Raw genomic sequence first — 15,222 nt, forward strand, 5'->3', positions numbered from 1 at the left:
TGCGGCCTTTTCCCGCCGAGACCCAGAAATGCAAATTGCCCTGGCCCCCATGGAGGGGCTGGTCGACAACATCCTGCGCGACGTCCTGACCCGAGTGGGCGGCATCGATTGGTGCGTCACCGAGTTCATTCGCGTCTGCGACCGCTTGTTGCCGGCCTCGTCCTTCGACAAGCTGGCCCCGGAGCTGCGCAGCGGCGCTCGCACCGCGGCCGGGGTGCCGATGCGTGTGCAATTGCTGGGGTCCGACCCGGTATGCCTGGCCGAAAACGCTGCGCTGGCCTGCCAGTTGGGGGCGCCAGTGATCGACCTGAACTTCGGTTGCCCGGCCAAGACGGTCAACAAGTCGCGGGGCGGTGCCGTGCTGCTCAAGGAGCCGGAACTGCTCCATGCCATCGTCCGTGAGGTAAGGCGCGCGGTGCCTGCGCACATTCCGGTAACCTCCAAGATGCGTCTGGGTTTCGATAGCCCTGATGGCGCGCTGGAGTGTGCCACGGCCTTGGCCGAAGGTGGTTCGGCGCATCTGGTGGTCCATGCCCGAACCAAGGTCGAGGGCTACAAGCCGCCGGCCCATTGGGAGTGGGTGGCCAGGGTGCAGGATGTGGTCGAGGTGCCGGTGTTCGCCAATGGCGAGATCTGGACCGTGGACGATTGGCGACGATGCCGCGAGGTCAGCGGCGCCGAAGACATCATGCTGGGTCGTGGCCTGGTCTCGCGTCCGGACCTGGCGTTGCAGATCGCCGCAGCGCGCGATGGCCGCGAGCTCCAGCCGATGTCCTGGGAGGCGCTGTTGCCGTTGCTGCGCGAATTCTGGCGTCAAGCCCAGGCCAAGTTGTCGCCGCGCTACGCGCCGGGGCGCATGAAGCAATGGTTGGCGATGCTGACCCGTAGTTACCCGGAGGCGGTGGTGTTGTTCGCCGAGTTGCGGCGCGAGGATGATTGCCAGCGGATCAGCCGGTTGCTCGGGGTCGAGGTGCCCGCGTTCGAGGAATGCGTGGCTTGATGCGTCCCTGTCGCCGGCTTGCCGGCGATACTGTTTTCAGCCCCCCTAAAATTTTTTTTGCCTACCCCTTGAAAGCCTTTTCCCCGGACATATTTCTTGAGTACGCGATGCCGAAGTCGGGTCGCGCAATGACTTACTTGCTGAAATCTCAGGAGTTTATGACCATGACTAGCGCTTTCTCTCTTGCACCACTGTTCCGCCATTCCGTTGGTTTCGACCGTTTCAACGACCTGTTCGAATCTGCGGCGCGTAACGAGGCGGGTAGCAGCTACCCTCCCTACAACGTAGAAAAACATGGCGATGACCACTATCGTATCGTGGTTGCAGCGGCCGGTTTCCAGGAGCAGGACCTCGACCTGCAAGTCGAAAAAGGCGTCCTGACCGTCACCGGTGGCAAACGCGAAAACACCGCAGCGGAAGTGACCTACTTGCACCAGGGCATTGCCCAGCGCGCCTTCAAGCTGTCGTTCCGCCTGGCTGACCATATCGAAGTCAAGTCCGCGGGTCTGGCCAACGGCCTGCTCAGCATCGACCTGTTGCGCATCGTGCCGGAAGAAGCCAAGGCCAAGCGCATTCCGATCAATGGCGACACGCCAGCGCTGAACTGAGTGCTGCATACACTCAAGAAAGGGCACCCGTAGCGGTGCCCTTTTTTTGTCTCAGTAATTGGCAGGCGCCTCGAGCAGCAGCTGACGAAACTCAGGCAAGGGCAGCGGCCGGCTGTGCAGGTAGCCTTGATACAGGTGGCACCCCAGCAATTCGAGAAACTCCAGTTGCTCGGTCAGTTCCACGCCTTCGGCGATTACCGCCAGGTCGAGGCTGCGGGCCATGGCCACGATCGCGCGGACGATTTCGGCATCGTTGGGGTCGTCCGGCGCATCGCGCACGAAGGTCTGGTCGATCTTCAGTGCATCCACCGGCAGGCGCTTGAGGTAGGTCAGCGACGAATAGCCCGTTCCGAAATCATCCATGGCAAAGCTCACGCCATAACGCTTCAGCTCGCGCATCTTGCTGATGGTATCTTCAAGGTTTTGGATGACGATGCCTTCGGTGATCTCCAGCTTGAGCATATGTCGCGGCAGGCGGTAATCGTCCAGGCTGCGTAGCACGCGTTCGACGAAGTCGTTCTGGCGAAACTGCCGGGGGCTGATGTTCACGCAGAGGCTGAAGTCGTCGGGGTCGACCAGGCCATCTTCGAGCATGCGTGCACAGGCATCGCAGGCTTCGTCGAGAATCCAGCTGCCAACGTCAAGAATCAGGCCGCTTTCTTCAAGCACCTGGATAAATTGCGTTGGTGCCTGCTGGCCCAGTTGCGGGTGGTGCCAGCGCAGAAGCACCTCGGCCCCGACGATCCGGTTGTCGCGGGCATCGACCTGGGGTTGGAAGTGCAGGGCGAGTTCGCCACGCGCCAGGGCCAGGCGCAGGTCGTTTTCCATCCGCAACCGCTCGCTGGCGGCTTTCTGCATGGTCGTGTGGAACAGCTGCGTCGTGTTGCGCCCGGAGTCCTTGGCGCGGTACAGGGCAATGTCGGCGCGCTTGAGCAGGTCGGCTGGGGTCGCGCCATGGTCGGGAATCAGCGCTACGCCAATGCTCGGCGTGACCTGCAGCCGTTGGCCGTCCAGCGACATGGGCTCGGCCAGCAGCTCGCGCAGGGTGTCGGCCAATTCACGGACCTTGTGCTCGACCACCTCACGGCTGCCCTCCAGTCCGCTGAGCAGCACCACGAACTCATCGCCTCCCAGGCGCGCCACGGTGTCTTCCAGGCGCACGCTGGCCTCCAGGCGAGCCGTGATGATCTTCAGCACGGTGTCGCCCACCGGGTGGCCGAGGGAGTCATTGATGTGCTTGAAGTGGTCCAGGTCCAGGAACAGCAGTGCCCCGCGCAGGTTGTGGCGCTTGAGCAGGGCGATCTGCTGACTCAGACGGTCCATCAGCAGGGCGCGGTTGGGCAGGTTGGTCAACGGGTCGTGGTAAGCCAGGTGCCGAATCTGCGCCTGGGCATTCTTCAACTGGCTCACGTCGCGCGCGGTCAGCAGCAGGCATTCGACTTCGTTCAGGCTGATCGGCTCGACCGACACTTCCACCGTCAGGATATCACCGCGTTTGTTGCGCCCAAGCATCTCCCGGTGGTGGACCCGGCCACGCTCGCGGAGTTCGCCGAGCAAGGCGCTGCGCTGCTTGTCGTCGGCCCAGATCCCCAGTTCGTGGACGCTGCGGCCAATCACTTCGGCGGCGCTGTAGCCGGTCAATCGGCAGAAGCCGTCGTTCACCTCCAGGTAACGACCGCTATGGCGTTCGGTGATGGTGATGGCATCCGGGCTGGAGTGGAACGCCTTGGCGAACTTCTCTTCACTGGACTTGAGCGCGGCCTCGGCCCGTTGCTGCTGGGTGATGTCGCGCAGCGTCGTGACGCTGCAGGGCTGCCCATCGACGGTGATCAGGCAACTGGAAATCACGCATGTCAGCGCTGAGCCGTTACGGTGGTTGACCACCACGGCCACATTGTTCAGCGCCCGTTCACGGATGACCCTTTCGATGCGCTGGGCGCGCTCGGAGGTCTCGGCCCACAGGCCGATCTGCTCGGCCGTGCGACCGATCACCTGGTCGGCGTCCCAGCCAAAGGTCTGGGAAAAGGCCCGGTTGACCTCGATGAACTGGCCGGTGTCCTGGCGGGTGACGCAGATCGGGTCCGGGCTTACCTGGAACAGGCTGGCGAATTTTTCTTCCGAAGCGCTCAGGCGCTGTTCGCGTTCGACCTGGTCGGTGATGTCCAACAAGGTACCGGCCATGCGAAACGGGTTGCCCTGTTCGTCGCGATACAGCCGGGCGCGGCTCTCGATGTAGCGTGAGGCGCCGTTTTCCAGCTGTACCCGATAGGTGATCTGGTAGTTGCCCGCCGGACCTTCGCGCAGACTGCGGTAAGCCTGGCGCATGCTGTTGCGTTCCTGCTCCGGTACGCCTCCGAAGAAGGAGTCGAACGATTCGTGGAAGGGGACAGGGTCCAGGCCGTGCAATTGCGCGGCGCGGGCCGAGCCGTAGAGCATGCCGCTGGGAATGTGCCAGTCCCAGGTGCCCAGTTGAGCCGAGTCCAGGGCCAGGTCAAGGCGCTCCTGGCTGTCCTTGAGGGCCTGCTCGGCACGTTTGCGTTCAGTGGTGTCGACGAAGGTGCTGATCAGGTAGGTGACGCCTTCCAGCTCGATGCCCTGGGTGCACAGGATGCCGTCGTGGATCTTGCCGCTGCTGGCGCGAAACTGCACTTCCAAGGTCAACGGGCCGCCATTGGCACGGGTGGCCTCCAGTACCTGGTGGCGTTGCTCTGGGTTTACCCAAAGGCCCAGCTCGAAACTGGTCTTGCCGATCACCTGGCTACCGGGCCAGCCGAACATGTCTTCGAAGTGCTGGTTGACCTCGAAGATCATGCCGTCATGGCGTCGGGTCAGCAAAATTGCGTTGGGGCTGAGGTGGAACAGGGTGGCAAAGCGCTTTTCCGAGTTGATCAGCGCTGTTTCACGGTCGCGCTGGCGCGTGATCTCGCGGATCACCCCGATCATCTGCGGGCGGCCATGGCGGTCGCGGGTCAGGCTGCCATTGATTTCCAGCCAGTGCAGGCTGCCGTCTGGCCAGCGGATGCGGTGGCGCATGGCCTGCTCCACCGGCTCGCCGTTGACCACCGCCTGGAAGGCCTGGCGGGTGCGGGCGCGATCCTCTTCTGGCAGTAGGTCGAGGTAGTCGATGTCGATGGGCAGCGGGCGTTGTGGGTCGAAACCGAACAGCGCCTGGGTTCCGCGCGACCAGCTGACCCTGCCGCTTTCGATATCCCACAGCCAGGCCCCCAGGTGGGCGCCGTTGAGCGCGGCAAGCAGTTGCGGAGCATTTTGCCAGGCCTGTTCCGACTCCTGAGGGTCGGCCGCCGAAATGCGCGGCAGGCGCGGAAAGCGGTTTGCTGATTTGGGCATCGGTACCAGACCTTTGGCGTGTGACGCGTCCTTGAAGTTGGAAGTGCCGGGCTGACGACCGGTCAGGCGGACCCTGCGTGGCTGTCGAGAAGAGCCATGAAGGCCCTGGCCGCGTTCGATAGCGTTCGCTCCGTGTGCAAAATGTAGCCTAGCTGGCGCGACAGCTGTATGCCGGGCAAGGCGATGGGTGCGACCTGTTCATCCAGCATAGTACGGGGCAGCACGCTCCACGCCAGACCAATCGAAACCATCATCTTGATGGTCTCCAGGTAGTTGGTGCTCATGGCGATGTTCGGGGTCAGGCCCTGGCTTTCGAACAGCCGCTGGACGATGTGGTGGGTGAAGGTGTTGCCGCCGGGGAAAACCGCCGGGTGGCGGGCGACGTCGGCCAGGCTGACCGCCGTGTCGCGGGCCAGGGGATGCTCCGGCGCCGCCACGAAGTCCAGGGCATCGTCCCAGACCGGTACCGCCTTGATCAGGTGATGCGGCTCGGGTGCCAGGGTGATCACGGCAATCTCGGCGCGCCCATGGAGGATTTCATCGTAGGCCGCTTCCGAATCCAGGAACTGAATATCCAACGCCACCGCCGGGTACTGGCGGGTAAACACCCGTAAAAGCGGAGGCAGACGATGCAGGCCTATGTGGTGACTGGTGGCAAGGGTCAGGCGACCGCTCACCTCGCCGGTCAAATTGGTCAGCGCACGTCGGGTATCATCCAGTACGTTGAGGATCTGGTAGGCGCGTGGCAGCAGGGCCCGCCCGGCCTCGGTCAGGGTCACTTCTCGGCCCAGGCGGTCGAACAGGCGCACGTCCAGTTGCTGCTCGAGTCCGGCGATGCGTTTGCTGACGGCCGGTTGAGTCAGGTGCAGGCGTTCGCCAGCCCCCGAAAAGCTGCCGGTCTCGGCGATGGCGATGAAAGCGCTGAGGTTGGCCAGGTCCATTCGAATTCCTGATGGTTATGCGAAGCATGAAAATTATGAATTTGAGTTATTCAATCTATCGCCATAGCATCGTCCGTACAAGCCAAGGGGTCTTTGGCATAGAAAGACGCTGATGAGGAACAGTCTGATGGCTGGCAAAACGCTCTACGACAAACTCTGGGAAGCCCATGAGGTCAAGCGCCGTGATGACGGCTCGTCCTTGATCTACATCGACCGCCACATCATTCACGAAGTGACTTCGCCCCAGGCCTTCGAAGGCCTGCGCCTGGCGAACCGCAAGCCGTGGCGGATCGACGCCAACATCGCCACGCCGGACCACAACGTGCCGACCACGCCAGAGCGCAAGGGCGGCATCGAGGCCATCGTCGACCAGGTTTCGCGCCTTCAGGTGCAGACCCTCGACGAGAACTGTGACGAATACGGCATCGTGGAATTCAAGATGAACGACGAGCGCCAAGGCATCGTCCATGTCATCAGCCCAGAGCAGGGCGCTACCTTGCCAGGCATGACCGTGGTCTGCGGCGACTCGCACACCTCGACCCACGGCGCGTTCGGCGCCCTGGCCCATGGCATCGGTACTTCCGAGGTCGAGCACGTGCTCGCCACCCAGTGCCTGGTCGCCAAGAAGATGAAGAACATGCTGGTGCGCGTCGAGGGCCAATTGCCCGCCGGTGTCACCGCCAAGGACATCGTGCTCGCGGTCATCGGTAAGATCGGCACCGCTGGCGGTAACGGCCATGCCATGGAGTTCGCTGGTAGCGCCATCCGCGACCTGTCCATGGAAGGCCGCATGACCATCTGCAACATGTCCATCGAAGCCGGTGCCCGCGTCGGTCTGGTGGCGGTCGACGAGACGACGGTCGCCTATGTCGAAGGCCGTCCGTACGCGCCCAAGGGCGAGCAATGGAAGCAGGCCGTCCAGGCCTGGAAAGGCCTGGTGTCGGATGCCGATGCCGTGTTCGATACCGTGGTCGAGCTCGACGCCACCCAGATCAAGCCGCAAGTCAGCTGGGGCACTTCGCCCGAGATGGTGCTTGCCGTTGACCAGCGCGTGCCTGATCCGGCCGCAGAGCCGGACCTGATCAAGCGTGGTTCCATCGAGCGTGCCCTCAAGTACATGGGCCTTGCCGCCAACCAGGCGATCACCGACATCAAGTTGGACCGCGTATTCATCGGCTCCTGCACCAACTCGCGCATCGAAGATCTGCGCGCCGCCGCCGAAATCGCCAAGGGGCGCAAGGTCGCTGCCAACGTCAAGCAGGCGCTGGTCGTACCGGGCTCTGGCCTGGTCAAGGCCCAGGCCGAGCGTGAGGGCCTGGACAAGATTTTCATCGAAGCTGGCTTCGAGTGGCGTGAGCCTGGTTGCTCGATGTGCCTGGCGATGAACCCGGACCGCCTGGAAAGCGGCGAGCACTGCGCGTCCACGTCCAACCGCAACTTCGAAGGGCGCCAGGGTGCCGGTGGTCGCACCCACCTGGTAAGCCCGGCCATGGCTGCCGCCGCGGCGGTCACCGGCCACTTCATCGATGTCCGCGAGTTGATCCAAGGGAGCGCAGCATGAAAGCCTTTACCCAGCACACCGGTCTTGTTGCGCCGTTGGATCGCGCCAACGTCGACACCGACCAGATCATCCCCAAGCAGTTCCTGAAGTCGATCAAGCGTACCGGCTTTGGCCCTAACCTGTTCGACGAGTGGCGCTACCTGGATGTAGGGCAGCCTTATCAGGACAACAGCAAACGTCCGCTGAACGAAGAGTTCGTGCTCAACCATGCCCGTTACCAGGGCGCCAGCGTCTTGCTGGCGCGCGAGAACTTCGGTTGCGGTTCGAGCCGCGAGCATGCCCCTTGGGCACTCGATGAGTACGGCTTCCGCAGCATCATCGCGCCGAGCTTCGCCGACATCTTCTTCAACAACAGCTTCAAGAATGGCCTGTTGCCGATCATCCTCAGCGACGAAGAAGTCGACGAGCTGTTCAAGCAGGTCGAGGCCCACCCAGGCTATCAGTTGACCATCGACTTGCAGGCCCAGGCCGTTACCCGCCCGGATGGCAAGGTGCTGCACTTCGAGATCGATGCGTTCCGCAAACACTGCCTGCTCAACGGCTTGGACGATATCGGCCTGACCCTGCAGGACAGCGATGCGATCAAGGCCTTCGAGAGCAAGCATCGTGCACAACAGCCCTGGTTGTTCCGTGATGCCTGAAGTTTGCAGGTGACCGTGCCGGCCCTTTCGCGGAGACACCCCGCGAAGAGGTCGGGACAGGCAATAAAAGACCAAAAGGATTGAGACATGACCCGCACCCAGCATACCGATGTGGTCCAACGCCAGTTCGGCGAACAGGCCAGTGCCTACCTCAGCAGCGCCGTGCACGCGCAGGGCAGCGAATTCGCCCTGCTGCAGGCGGAGCTGGCGGGGCGGGACGCTGCCCGAGTGCTGGACCTGGGTTGCGGTGCCGGTCATGTCAGTTTCCAGGTCGCCCCGCAGGTAGCCGAGGTAGTCGCCTACGACCTGTCGCAGTCGATGCTTGATGTTGTGGCCAGTGCCGCCGCCGAGCGCGGCCTGGGCAATATCACCACCGAGCGCGGCGCCGCCGAACACTTGCCGTTCGCCGATGCATCGTTCGACTTCGTCTTCAGCCGGTACTCGGCGCACCACTGGAGCGACCTGGGGCTGGCCTTGCGCGAAGTGCGCCGGGTGCTCAAGCCAGGCGGCGTGGCGGCCTTCATCGATGTCATGTCGCCGGGCAGTCCATTGCTCGACACCTACCTGCAAAGCGTCGAGGTGCTGCGTGATACCAGTCATGTGCGAGACTATTCGGCCGCCGAATGGCAGCAGCAGGTCAGCGAGGCTGGCCTGCACGTGCGCAGCCACACCCGCCAGCGCCTGCGCCTTGAGTTCGGCTCGTGGGTCGAGCGCATGCGCACCCCTGAGCCGCTGCGTGTGGCCATCCGCCAATTGCAGCAGGCCATGGGCGAGGAAGTACGGCAGTATTACCAGATCGAAGCAGACGGCTCGTTCAGCACCGATGTCCTGGTGATGTGGGCCGAGCGCTGAGTTTTTTACGGCGAGGCTGATCGGGCCGCGCCGCTTGAATGGATAGAGGAAAGCATGAGCAAGCAGATTCTGATTCTCCCAGGTGATGGTATCGGCCCGGAAATCATGGCCGAAGCGGTCAAGGTGCTGGAGCTGGCCAACGACAAGTTCCAGCTGGGCATGAGCCTGCAACACGATGTGATCGGTGGCGCGGCCATCGACAAGCACGGCGTGCCGCTGGCCGACGAGACCCTGGAGCGTGCGCGCAGTGCCGATGCCGTGCTGCTGGGTGCCGTTGGTGGCCCGAAATGGGACAAGATCGAGCGTGACATCCGCCCTGAGCGCGGTCTGCTGAAGATCCGTTCGCAACTGGGCCTGTTCGCCAACCTGCGTCCGGCCATCCTCTATCCGCAACTGGCCGATGCCTCTTCGCTCAAGCCCGAAATCGTCGCCGGCCTGGATATCCTCATCGTGCGTGAGTTGACCGGCGGTATCTACTTCGGTGCCCCGCGCGGTCAGCGCGAGCTGGAAGGTGGTGAGCGCCAGGCCTACGACACCCTGCCGTACAGCGAAAGCGAAGTGCGCCGCATCGCCCGTGTCGGCTTCGACATGGCCCGCGTGCGCGGCAAGAAGCTGTGTTCGGTGGACAAGGCCAACGTGCTGGCGTCCAGCCAGCTGTGGCGGGAAGTGGTCGAGGACGTGGCCAAGGACTACCCGGACGTCGAACTGAGCCACATGTACGTCGACAACGCCGCCATGCAACTGGTGCGTGCGCCCAAGCAGTTCGACGTGATGGTCACCGACAACATGTTCGGCGACATCCTGTCGGATGAAGCTTCCATGCTGACCGGTTCCATCGGCATGCTGCCTTCGGCGTCGCTGGATGCCAACAACAAAGGCATGTACGAGCCGTGCCACGGTTCGGCTCCGGACATCGCTGGGCAGGGTATCGCCAACCCACTGGCGACCATCCTGTCGGTGTCGATGATGCTGCGTTACAGCTTCAACGAGCAGGCAGCCGCCGACGCGATCGAGAAGGCGGTGAGCCTGGTGCTGGACCAGGGGCTGCGTACTGGCGACATCTGGTCGGCCGGTTGCAGCAAAGTCGGTACGCAGGAAATGGGCGACGCAGTAGTCGCAGCGCTGCGGAATCTGTAATCTCTCTGGCCCGCCACCGTTTTTGGTCGGTGGCGGCCCACTTTTAGCAAAGGTGTAGTTGCGATGAAACGTGTAGGTCTGATCGGTTGGCGCGGTATGGTCGGTTCCGTGCTCATGCAGCGGATGCTGGAGGAGCAGGATTTCGACCTGATTGAGCCGGTGTTCTTCACCACCTCCAATGTCGGTGGCCAAGGTCCGAACGTGGGCAAGGAAACTGCTCCGCTCAAGGACGCTTATTCGATTGAAGAACTCAAGACCCTCGACGTCATCCTGACCTGCCAGGGCGGCGACTACACCAATGAGGTCTTCCCCAAGCTGCGTGAGGCCGGCTGGCAGGGCTACTGGATCGACGCCGCTTCGTCCCTGCGTATGCAGGATGACGCGGTGATCATCCTCGACCCGGTCAACCGCAAGGTCATCGACCAGCAGCTCGATGCCGGTACCAAGAACTACATCGGTGGCAACTGCACCGTCAGCCTGATGCTGATGGGCCTGGGTGGCCTGTTCGAAGCCGGTCTGGTCGAGTGGATGAGTGCCATGACCTATCAGGCGGCCTCGGGTGCCGGTGCGCAGAACATGCGCGAGCTGATCAAGCAGATGGGCGGTATTCACGCAGCCGTTGCCGATGACCTGGCCAATCCGGCCAGCGCCATTCTCGACATCGACCGCAAGGTTGCCGAAACCATGCGTGGCGAAGCTTTCCCGACCGAGAACTTCGGCGTGCCGCTGGCTGGCAGCCTGATCCCGTGGATCGACAAGGAACTGCCGAACGGACAGAGCCGTGAAGAATGGAAGGCCCAGGCCGAGACCAACAAGATCCTCGGTCGCTTCAAGAGCCCGATCCCGGTCGATGGCATCTGCGTGCGCATCGGAGCCATGCGCTGCCACAGCCAGGCGCTGACCATCAAGCTGAACAAGGACGTGCCGCTGGCCGACATCGAAGGCCTGATCAGCCAGCACAACCCTTGGGTGAAACTGGTGCCCAACCAGCGTGAAATCAGCATGCAGGAGCTGAGCCCGACCAAGGTGACCGGCACCCTGAACATTCCTGTAGGCCGTCTGCGCAAGCTGAACATGGGCTCGCAGTACCTGGGCGCGTTCACCGTGGGCGACCAATTGCTGTGGGGCGCCGCCGAGCCGCTGCGTCGCATGCTGCGGATCCTGCTGGAACGTTGATCGCGCTGGCTCGACCGAAAAACCCGTACTGGAGCCAGTGCGGGTTTTTTTATGGGCGGGCAGGCAGCTTCGTGGCACGGGCCCCACGCAAAGGCCAGCACAGACAAACGCCTGCAATCCAAGTAAAGTGCCGCCCCCGCCGTTTCAGCAAAAGGATTCTCTTCATGACCCACCCCTTGGATATCGCCGTGGTCGGCGCCACCGGTAGCGTCGGTGAAACCCTCGTACAGATCCTCGAAGAGCTGAGTTTTCCGGTAGCGACCCTGCATCTGCTGGCCAGCATGGAATCGGCGGGCAGTAGCGTCATGTTCGCCGGCAAGAAAATCAAAGTCCGTGAAGTCGACAGTTTCGATTTTGCCCAGGTCAAGCTGGCCTTCTTCGCTGCCAGCCCCGCCGTTAGCCGCAGTTTCGCCGACAAGGCGCAGCACGCGGGCTGTACTGTCATCGACCTGTCCGGTGGGCTGGATGATGCGCTGGCGCTGGTGCCCGAAGCCAATGCCGAGCAAATCGCCAAACTGAAGCTGCCGGCTCGCATTTGCAGCCCCAGCACATCGGCTGTCGCGCTGGCGGTGGCATTGGCGCCCCTGAAGGGCTTGGTGGATATCGAGCGGGTGCAGGTCATGGCGTCGTTGGCGGTGTCTGCCCAGGGGCGTGAGGCGGTCAACGAGCTGGCCCGGCAAACCGCCGAGCTGCTCAATGCCCGGCCATTGGAGCCGCGCTTCTTCGACCGTCAGGTAGCCTTCAACCTGCTGGCGCAGGTCGGCGCGGCCGATGAGCAGGGTCACACGGCCGTGGAGCGTCGCCTGGTCAGCGAGTTGCGGGTGCTGCTGGGGCAGCCCCAGCTGAAGATTTCCGTGAGCTGTGTTCAAGTCCCGGTATTTTTTGGCGATAGCTTCAGTGTGGCCGTGCAGAGCCGTCGTCCGGTCGATCTGGAGGCAGTCAAGCAGGCGCTCGAGGCCGCTGGCAGTATCGAACTGGTCGAGGATGACGATTATCCCACCCCGGTGGGTGACGCAGTGGGTCAAGACGTGGTCTATGTTGGTCGTGTACGCCATGGTATTGACGAGCCAGAGCAGCTCAACCTGTGGCTGACCACCGACAACCTGCGCAAGGGCGCTGCACTCAACGCCGTGCAGGTGGCGCAATTGTTGATAAAACACATGGCGTAAAAGATACTGGCGAGCACTTTTGTCCTAAACCTGCGCAGGTTTTGGGACGATTCATACAAGGGAAGAGGTCATGCTTCGAATTCGCAAACTGGTTCTGGCCATGGCGGCAGCGTCGGCGCTGTCGTCTGGCATGGCGAACGCGTTGGGTTTGGGAGAGCTGACCCTCAAGTCGGCCCAGAACCAGCCGTTGGACGCCGAGATCGAGCTGCTCGATGTGCGCGACCTCACCGCTGCCGAAGTGGCGCCGAGCCTGGCGCCGCCAGAAGAGTTCAGCAAGGCCGGGGTCGAATACCCAGGCTACCTGGAGGACCTGACTTTCACCCCGGTGATCAACCCCAATGGCAAGAGTGTGCTGCGGGTAACCTCCAGCCAACCGTTGCCAGGCTCGGTGGTGAAGTTCCTGGTGCAGGTGATGTGGCCGCAAGGCCGTCTGCTGCGCGATTACAGCGTTCTGCTCGACCAGGCCAAGGCCCAGGGCGAACAACCGGCAGCGGCCAATGTCGCTCCGGCGGTCAGCAGCGCCAGCCGCTATACCACCAAGCGTCGTGACACCTTGTGGCAAATCGCCGCGCGGCACACCCAGGGCGGTTCGGTGCAGCAAACCATGCTGGCGATCCAGGCGCTGAACCCGGACGCGTTCATTGGCAACAACATCAACCAGTTGAAGGTCGGCCAGGTCCTGCGCCTGCCCGACCAGCAGCAGATCCAAAGCATTCCCCAGGGAGAGGCAATTCGCGACGTGGCCGAGCAGTATGCGGCCTGGCGTGAGGGCCGGCGCCTGGGGCCACGTGCCCGGCAGTTGGATGCCACGCGGCGCGGTGCTGCCGAAGCCACTCCGGCGCGTATCGCCCAGGGTGACAACCTGCGTCTGGTCAGCCCGGGTAGCCAGGCCGGTGCTGGCAGTGCCAAGGCCATCAGCGACAAGTTGGCCGTGGCCCAGGAGAGCCTGGACACCAGCCGTCGGGACAACGAAGAGCTCAAGAGCCGCATGGCTGACCTGCAGAGTCAGTTGGGCAAGCTTGAGCGACTGATTCAGCTGAAGAATGACCAGTTGGCCCGCCTCGAAGCGCAGAATGCCGCCGATGCTGCGGCCCCTGCTGCGTCTCTGCCGGGCGAGCCTGCGCCGGCACAGCCTGCGGCAACGCCGCAAGCGACTCCGGGCCAGCCCGTGGTGGCGCCAGCGCCTGCGGCGGTCGACACCGCGCCTGAGCCAGCGCCTGAAGTGGCGCTCACGCAGGGGGCTCAGCGGGGCGTGCTGGATGATGTGATGGGTAACCCACTGCTGCTGGGGTTGATCGCAGGCTCGGCATTCCTGGTAGTGCTCCTGCTCCTGCTGCTTCTGGCGCGCAAGCGCAAGGCGCAGCAGGAAGCTGAGAAACACCTGCGCATGGCGCGTGCGCTAGCCGAAGAGGGCGAGCGCGGCAAGGACTTCGACCTGCCTTCGAGTAGTTTCGATGAGCTGGAAGTCTCGGCGCCCAGCGTGACGCTGGCGCCTGCCGTGGTGGCCGCATCCGCCGCTGCCGCCGCCGCTGCGGAAAAACCAGCCGCTGCCGTCGTAGTCGAGGCCCAGCAGAACCCGCATGCCAGCCTGCTGGCAGAAGTCGAGCAGTGCATTGGCCTGGGGCGCTTGAACCGCGCCGCCGACCTGCTGGAAGCCGCGATCGCTGCCGAGCCTGCACACGACGATCTGCGTCTGAAGCTGATGGAAGTGTACGCACGTCAGGGCGACCACAGCGCATTCGTCGAGCAGGAGCACAAGCTGCAGGCTAACGAGGCCAACTCCGCTCAGGTCGGTGCTCTCAAGGAGCGCTACCCGGCGATGCTGGGCATGGCTGCCGGGCTGGGGGCCGCCGCCCTGGCCGCCGAACTTGACGAGCAGTACGTGCAGGACCTGCTGCAAGACTCGCCAGAGACCTCCAGCGTCGTCGAAGAAGCGTCGCAGCCTGTTGCCGATGCCGAAGCGTCTCCAGTCGAGCCTGAACCTGAGCCTCAAGCGCAGGTAGAGCCTGAAGTCGAAGCCGTCGCGCAAGAGCCGGCCCAGGCTATCCCGGATCCGGACGGTGACTTCGATTTGAGTCTGAGCGATGACCTGCCGCTGGAGGATCCGCTCGAGCCACCCATGCTCGACGAAGCCTCCTTGCTCGATCCGGTGGTCGAAGCTGAGCCTGAGATCACTGCCGACGTTGTCCAGGAAGTGGCTTCGCAGCCTGCCGAGACCGATGCCGATGATGATTTCGAAGCGCTGCTGGCCCAGGCCCAGGCATCGGCCGAGCCGCAAAGTGTCGACGATCTGGCCGACTTCGACCTGGATGTCGGCGAGCCGGCTGTCCCGGCTGCCGAGGAAACGCCCGTGGATGTCGCGGCAGAACTCGCCGCGTTCGACGCCATGCCGGAGTTCGACCCGATCTCCGAGCTGGAGCTGCCTGAAGACTTCGACCTGTCGCTGTCGCTGAACGACGACTCGCCGGCGGCAAAGCGTTTTGCCTCGGAGCTCGATGACGTCAACGCAGAGTTGGACAAGTTGTCGCAGAACCTGGAGTCGCCCTCGCTCGAGCCTCACTTCACGGCCGAAGATGCAGCGGCGGAGCCTGCGCCACTGGATGACCTGGACTTCGATTTCTTCTCAGGCGCCGATGAGGTGGCCACCAAGCTCGACCTGGCGCGCGCTTACATCGACATGGGTGATCACCAGGGAGCCCGCGACATCCTCGACGAAGTGGTCAAGGATGGCGACGATACCCAGCGTCAGGAAGCCGAGGAAATGCTGTCCCGGCTGGTGTGACTCCGCA

11 protein-coding genes are annotated in these 15,222 nt (G+C 63.2%); 9 read left to right on the forward strand and 2 right to left on the reverse strand.

Annotation, left to right across the window (positions count from 1 at the left end):
* Window positions 1-28 precede the first annotated feature (28 nt).
* Entirely contained in the window at window positions 29-1,000 is a 972-nt protein-coding gene (locus tag P3R38_RS07325; protein WP_023379433.1) for a tRNA-dihydrouridine synthase, read from the forward strand.
* Between the two features lie 164 nt (window positions 1,001-1,164).
* Complete coding sequence (locus P3R38_RS07330; RefSeq protein ID WP_023379434.1) at window positions 1,165-1,608, forward strand: Hsp20 family protein; 444 nt, start codon at window positions 1,165-1,167, stop codon at window positions 1,606-1,608.
* A gap of 51 nt (window positions 1,609-1,659) precedes the next feature.
* Here the strand turns inward: P3R38_RS07330 and P3R38_RS07335 are convergent, their stop codons facing one another.
* Both P3R38_RS07335 and P3R38_RS07340 read right to left on the reverse strand, forming a co-directional pair.
* Complete coding sequence (locus P3R38_RS07335) at window positions 1,660-4,956, reverse strand: PAS domain S-box protein (RefSeq protein ID WP_277686956.1); 3,297 nt, start codon at window positions 4,954-4,956, stop codon at window positions 1,660-1,662.
* 62 nt (window positions 4,957-5,018) lie between these two features.
* Window positions 5,019-5,897: a LysR family transcriptional regulator gene (locus P3R38_RS07340; protein WP_023379436.1), complete on the reverse strand. Its 879-nt coding sequence runs from the start codon at window positions 5,895-5,897 to the stop codon at window positions 5,019-5,021.
* Window positions 5,898-6,024: 127 nt separating this feature from the next.
* On the opposite strand from P3R38_RS07340, the gene leuC reads away from it, so the two are divergent.
* The 7 genes from leuC (at window position 6,025) to P3R38_RS07375 (ending at window position 15,215) form a co-directional block, all read left to right on the forward strand.
* Window positions 6,025-7,458 (forward strand): 3-isopropylmalate dehydratase large subunit, encoded by a 1,434-nt coding sequence (gene leuC, locus P3R38_RS07345; protein WP_023379437.1) that lies wholly within the window; start codon window positions 6,025-6,027, stop codon window positions 7,456-7,458.
* A complete protein-coding gene (gene leuD, locus P3R38_RS07350; protein WP_104882809.1) occupies window positions 7,455-8,099 on the forward strand; it encodes a 3-isopropylmalate dehydratase small subunit in 645 nt (214 codons plus the stop codon). Before leuC ends, leuD begins: the two co-directional genes overlap by 4 nt.
* Window positions 8,100-8,186: 87 nt before the next feature.
* On the forward strand, window positions 8,187-8,951 hold the full coding sequence (locus tag P3R38_RS07355) for a class I SAM-dependent methyltransferase (RefSeq protein WP_104882026.1): 765 nt from the start codon (window positions 8,187-8,189) through the stop codon (window positions 8,949-8,951).
* 54 nt (window positions 8,952-9,005) lie between these two features.
* Window positions 9,006-10,088, forward strand: a complete 1,083-nt coding sequence (leuB, locus tag P3R38_RS07360) for a 3-isopropylmalate dehydrogenase (protein ID WP_023379440.1) — start codon at window positions 9,006-9,008, stop codon at window positions 10,086-10,088.
* Between the two features lie 63 nt (window positions 10,089-10,151).
* Complete coding sequence (gene asd / locus P3R38_RS07365; RefSeq protein ID WP_023379441.1) at window positions 10,152-11,264, forward strand: aspartate-semialdehyde dehydrogenase; 1,113 nt, start codon at window positions 10,152-10,154, stop codon at window positions 11,262-11,264.
* Window positions 11,265-11,428: 164 nt separating this feature from the next.
* Window positions 11,429-12,433: an aspartate-semialdehyde dehydrogenase gene (locus P3R38_RS07370; protein ID WP_277686957.1), complete on the forward strand. Its 1,005-nt coding sequence runs from the start codon at window positions 11,429-11,431 to the stop codon at window positions 12,431-12,433.
* A 70-nt stretch (window positions 12,434-12,503) separates the two neighbouring features.
* Entirely contained in the window at window positions 12,504-15,215 is a 2,712-nt protein-coding gene (locus tag P3R38_RS07375; protein WP_023379443.1) for a FimV/HubP family polar landmark protein, read from the forward strand.
* Window positions 15,216-15,222 lie beyond the last annotated feature (7 nt).

It is taken from the genome of Pseudomonas sp. NyZ480 (genome assembly GCF_029537255.1).
Lineage (GTDB): Bacteria > Pseudomonadota > Gammaproteobacteria > Pseudomonadales > Pseudomonadaceae > Aquipseudomonas > Aquipseudomonas taiwanensis.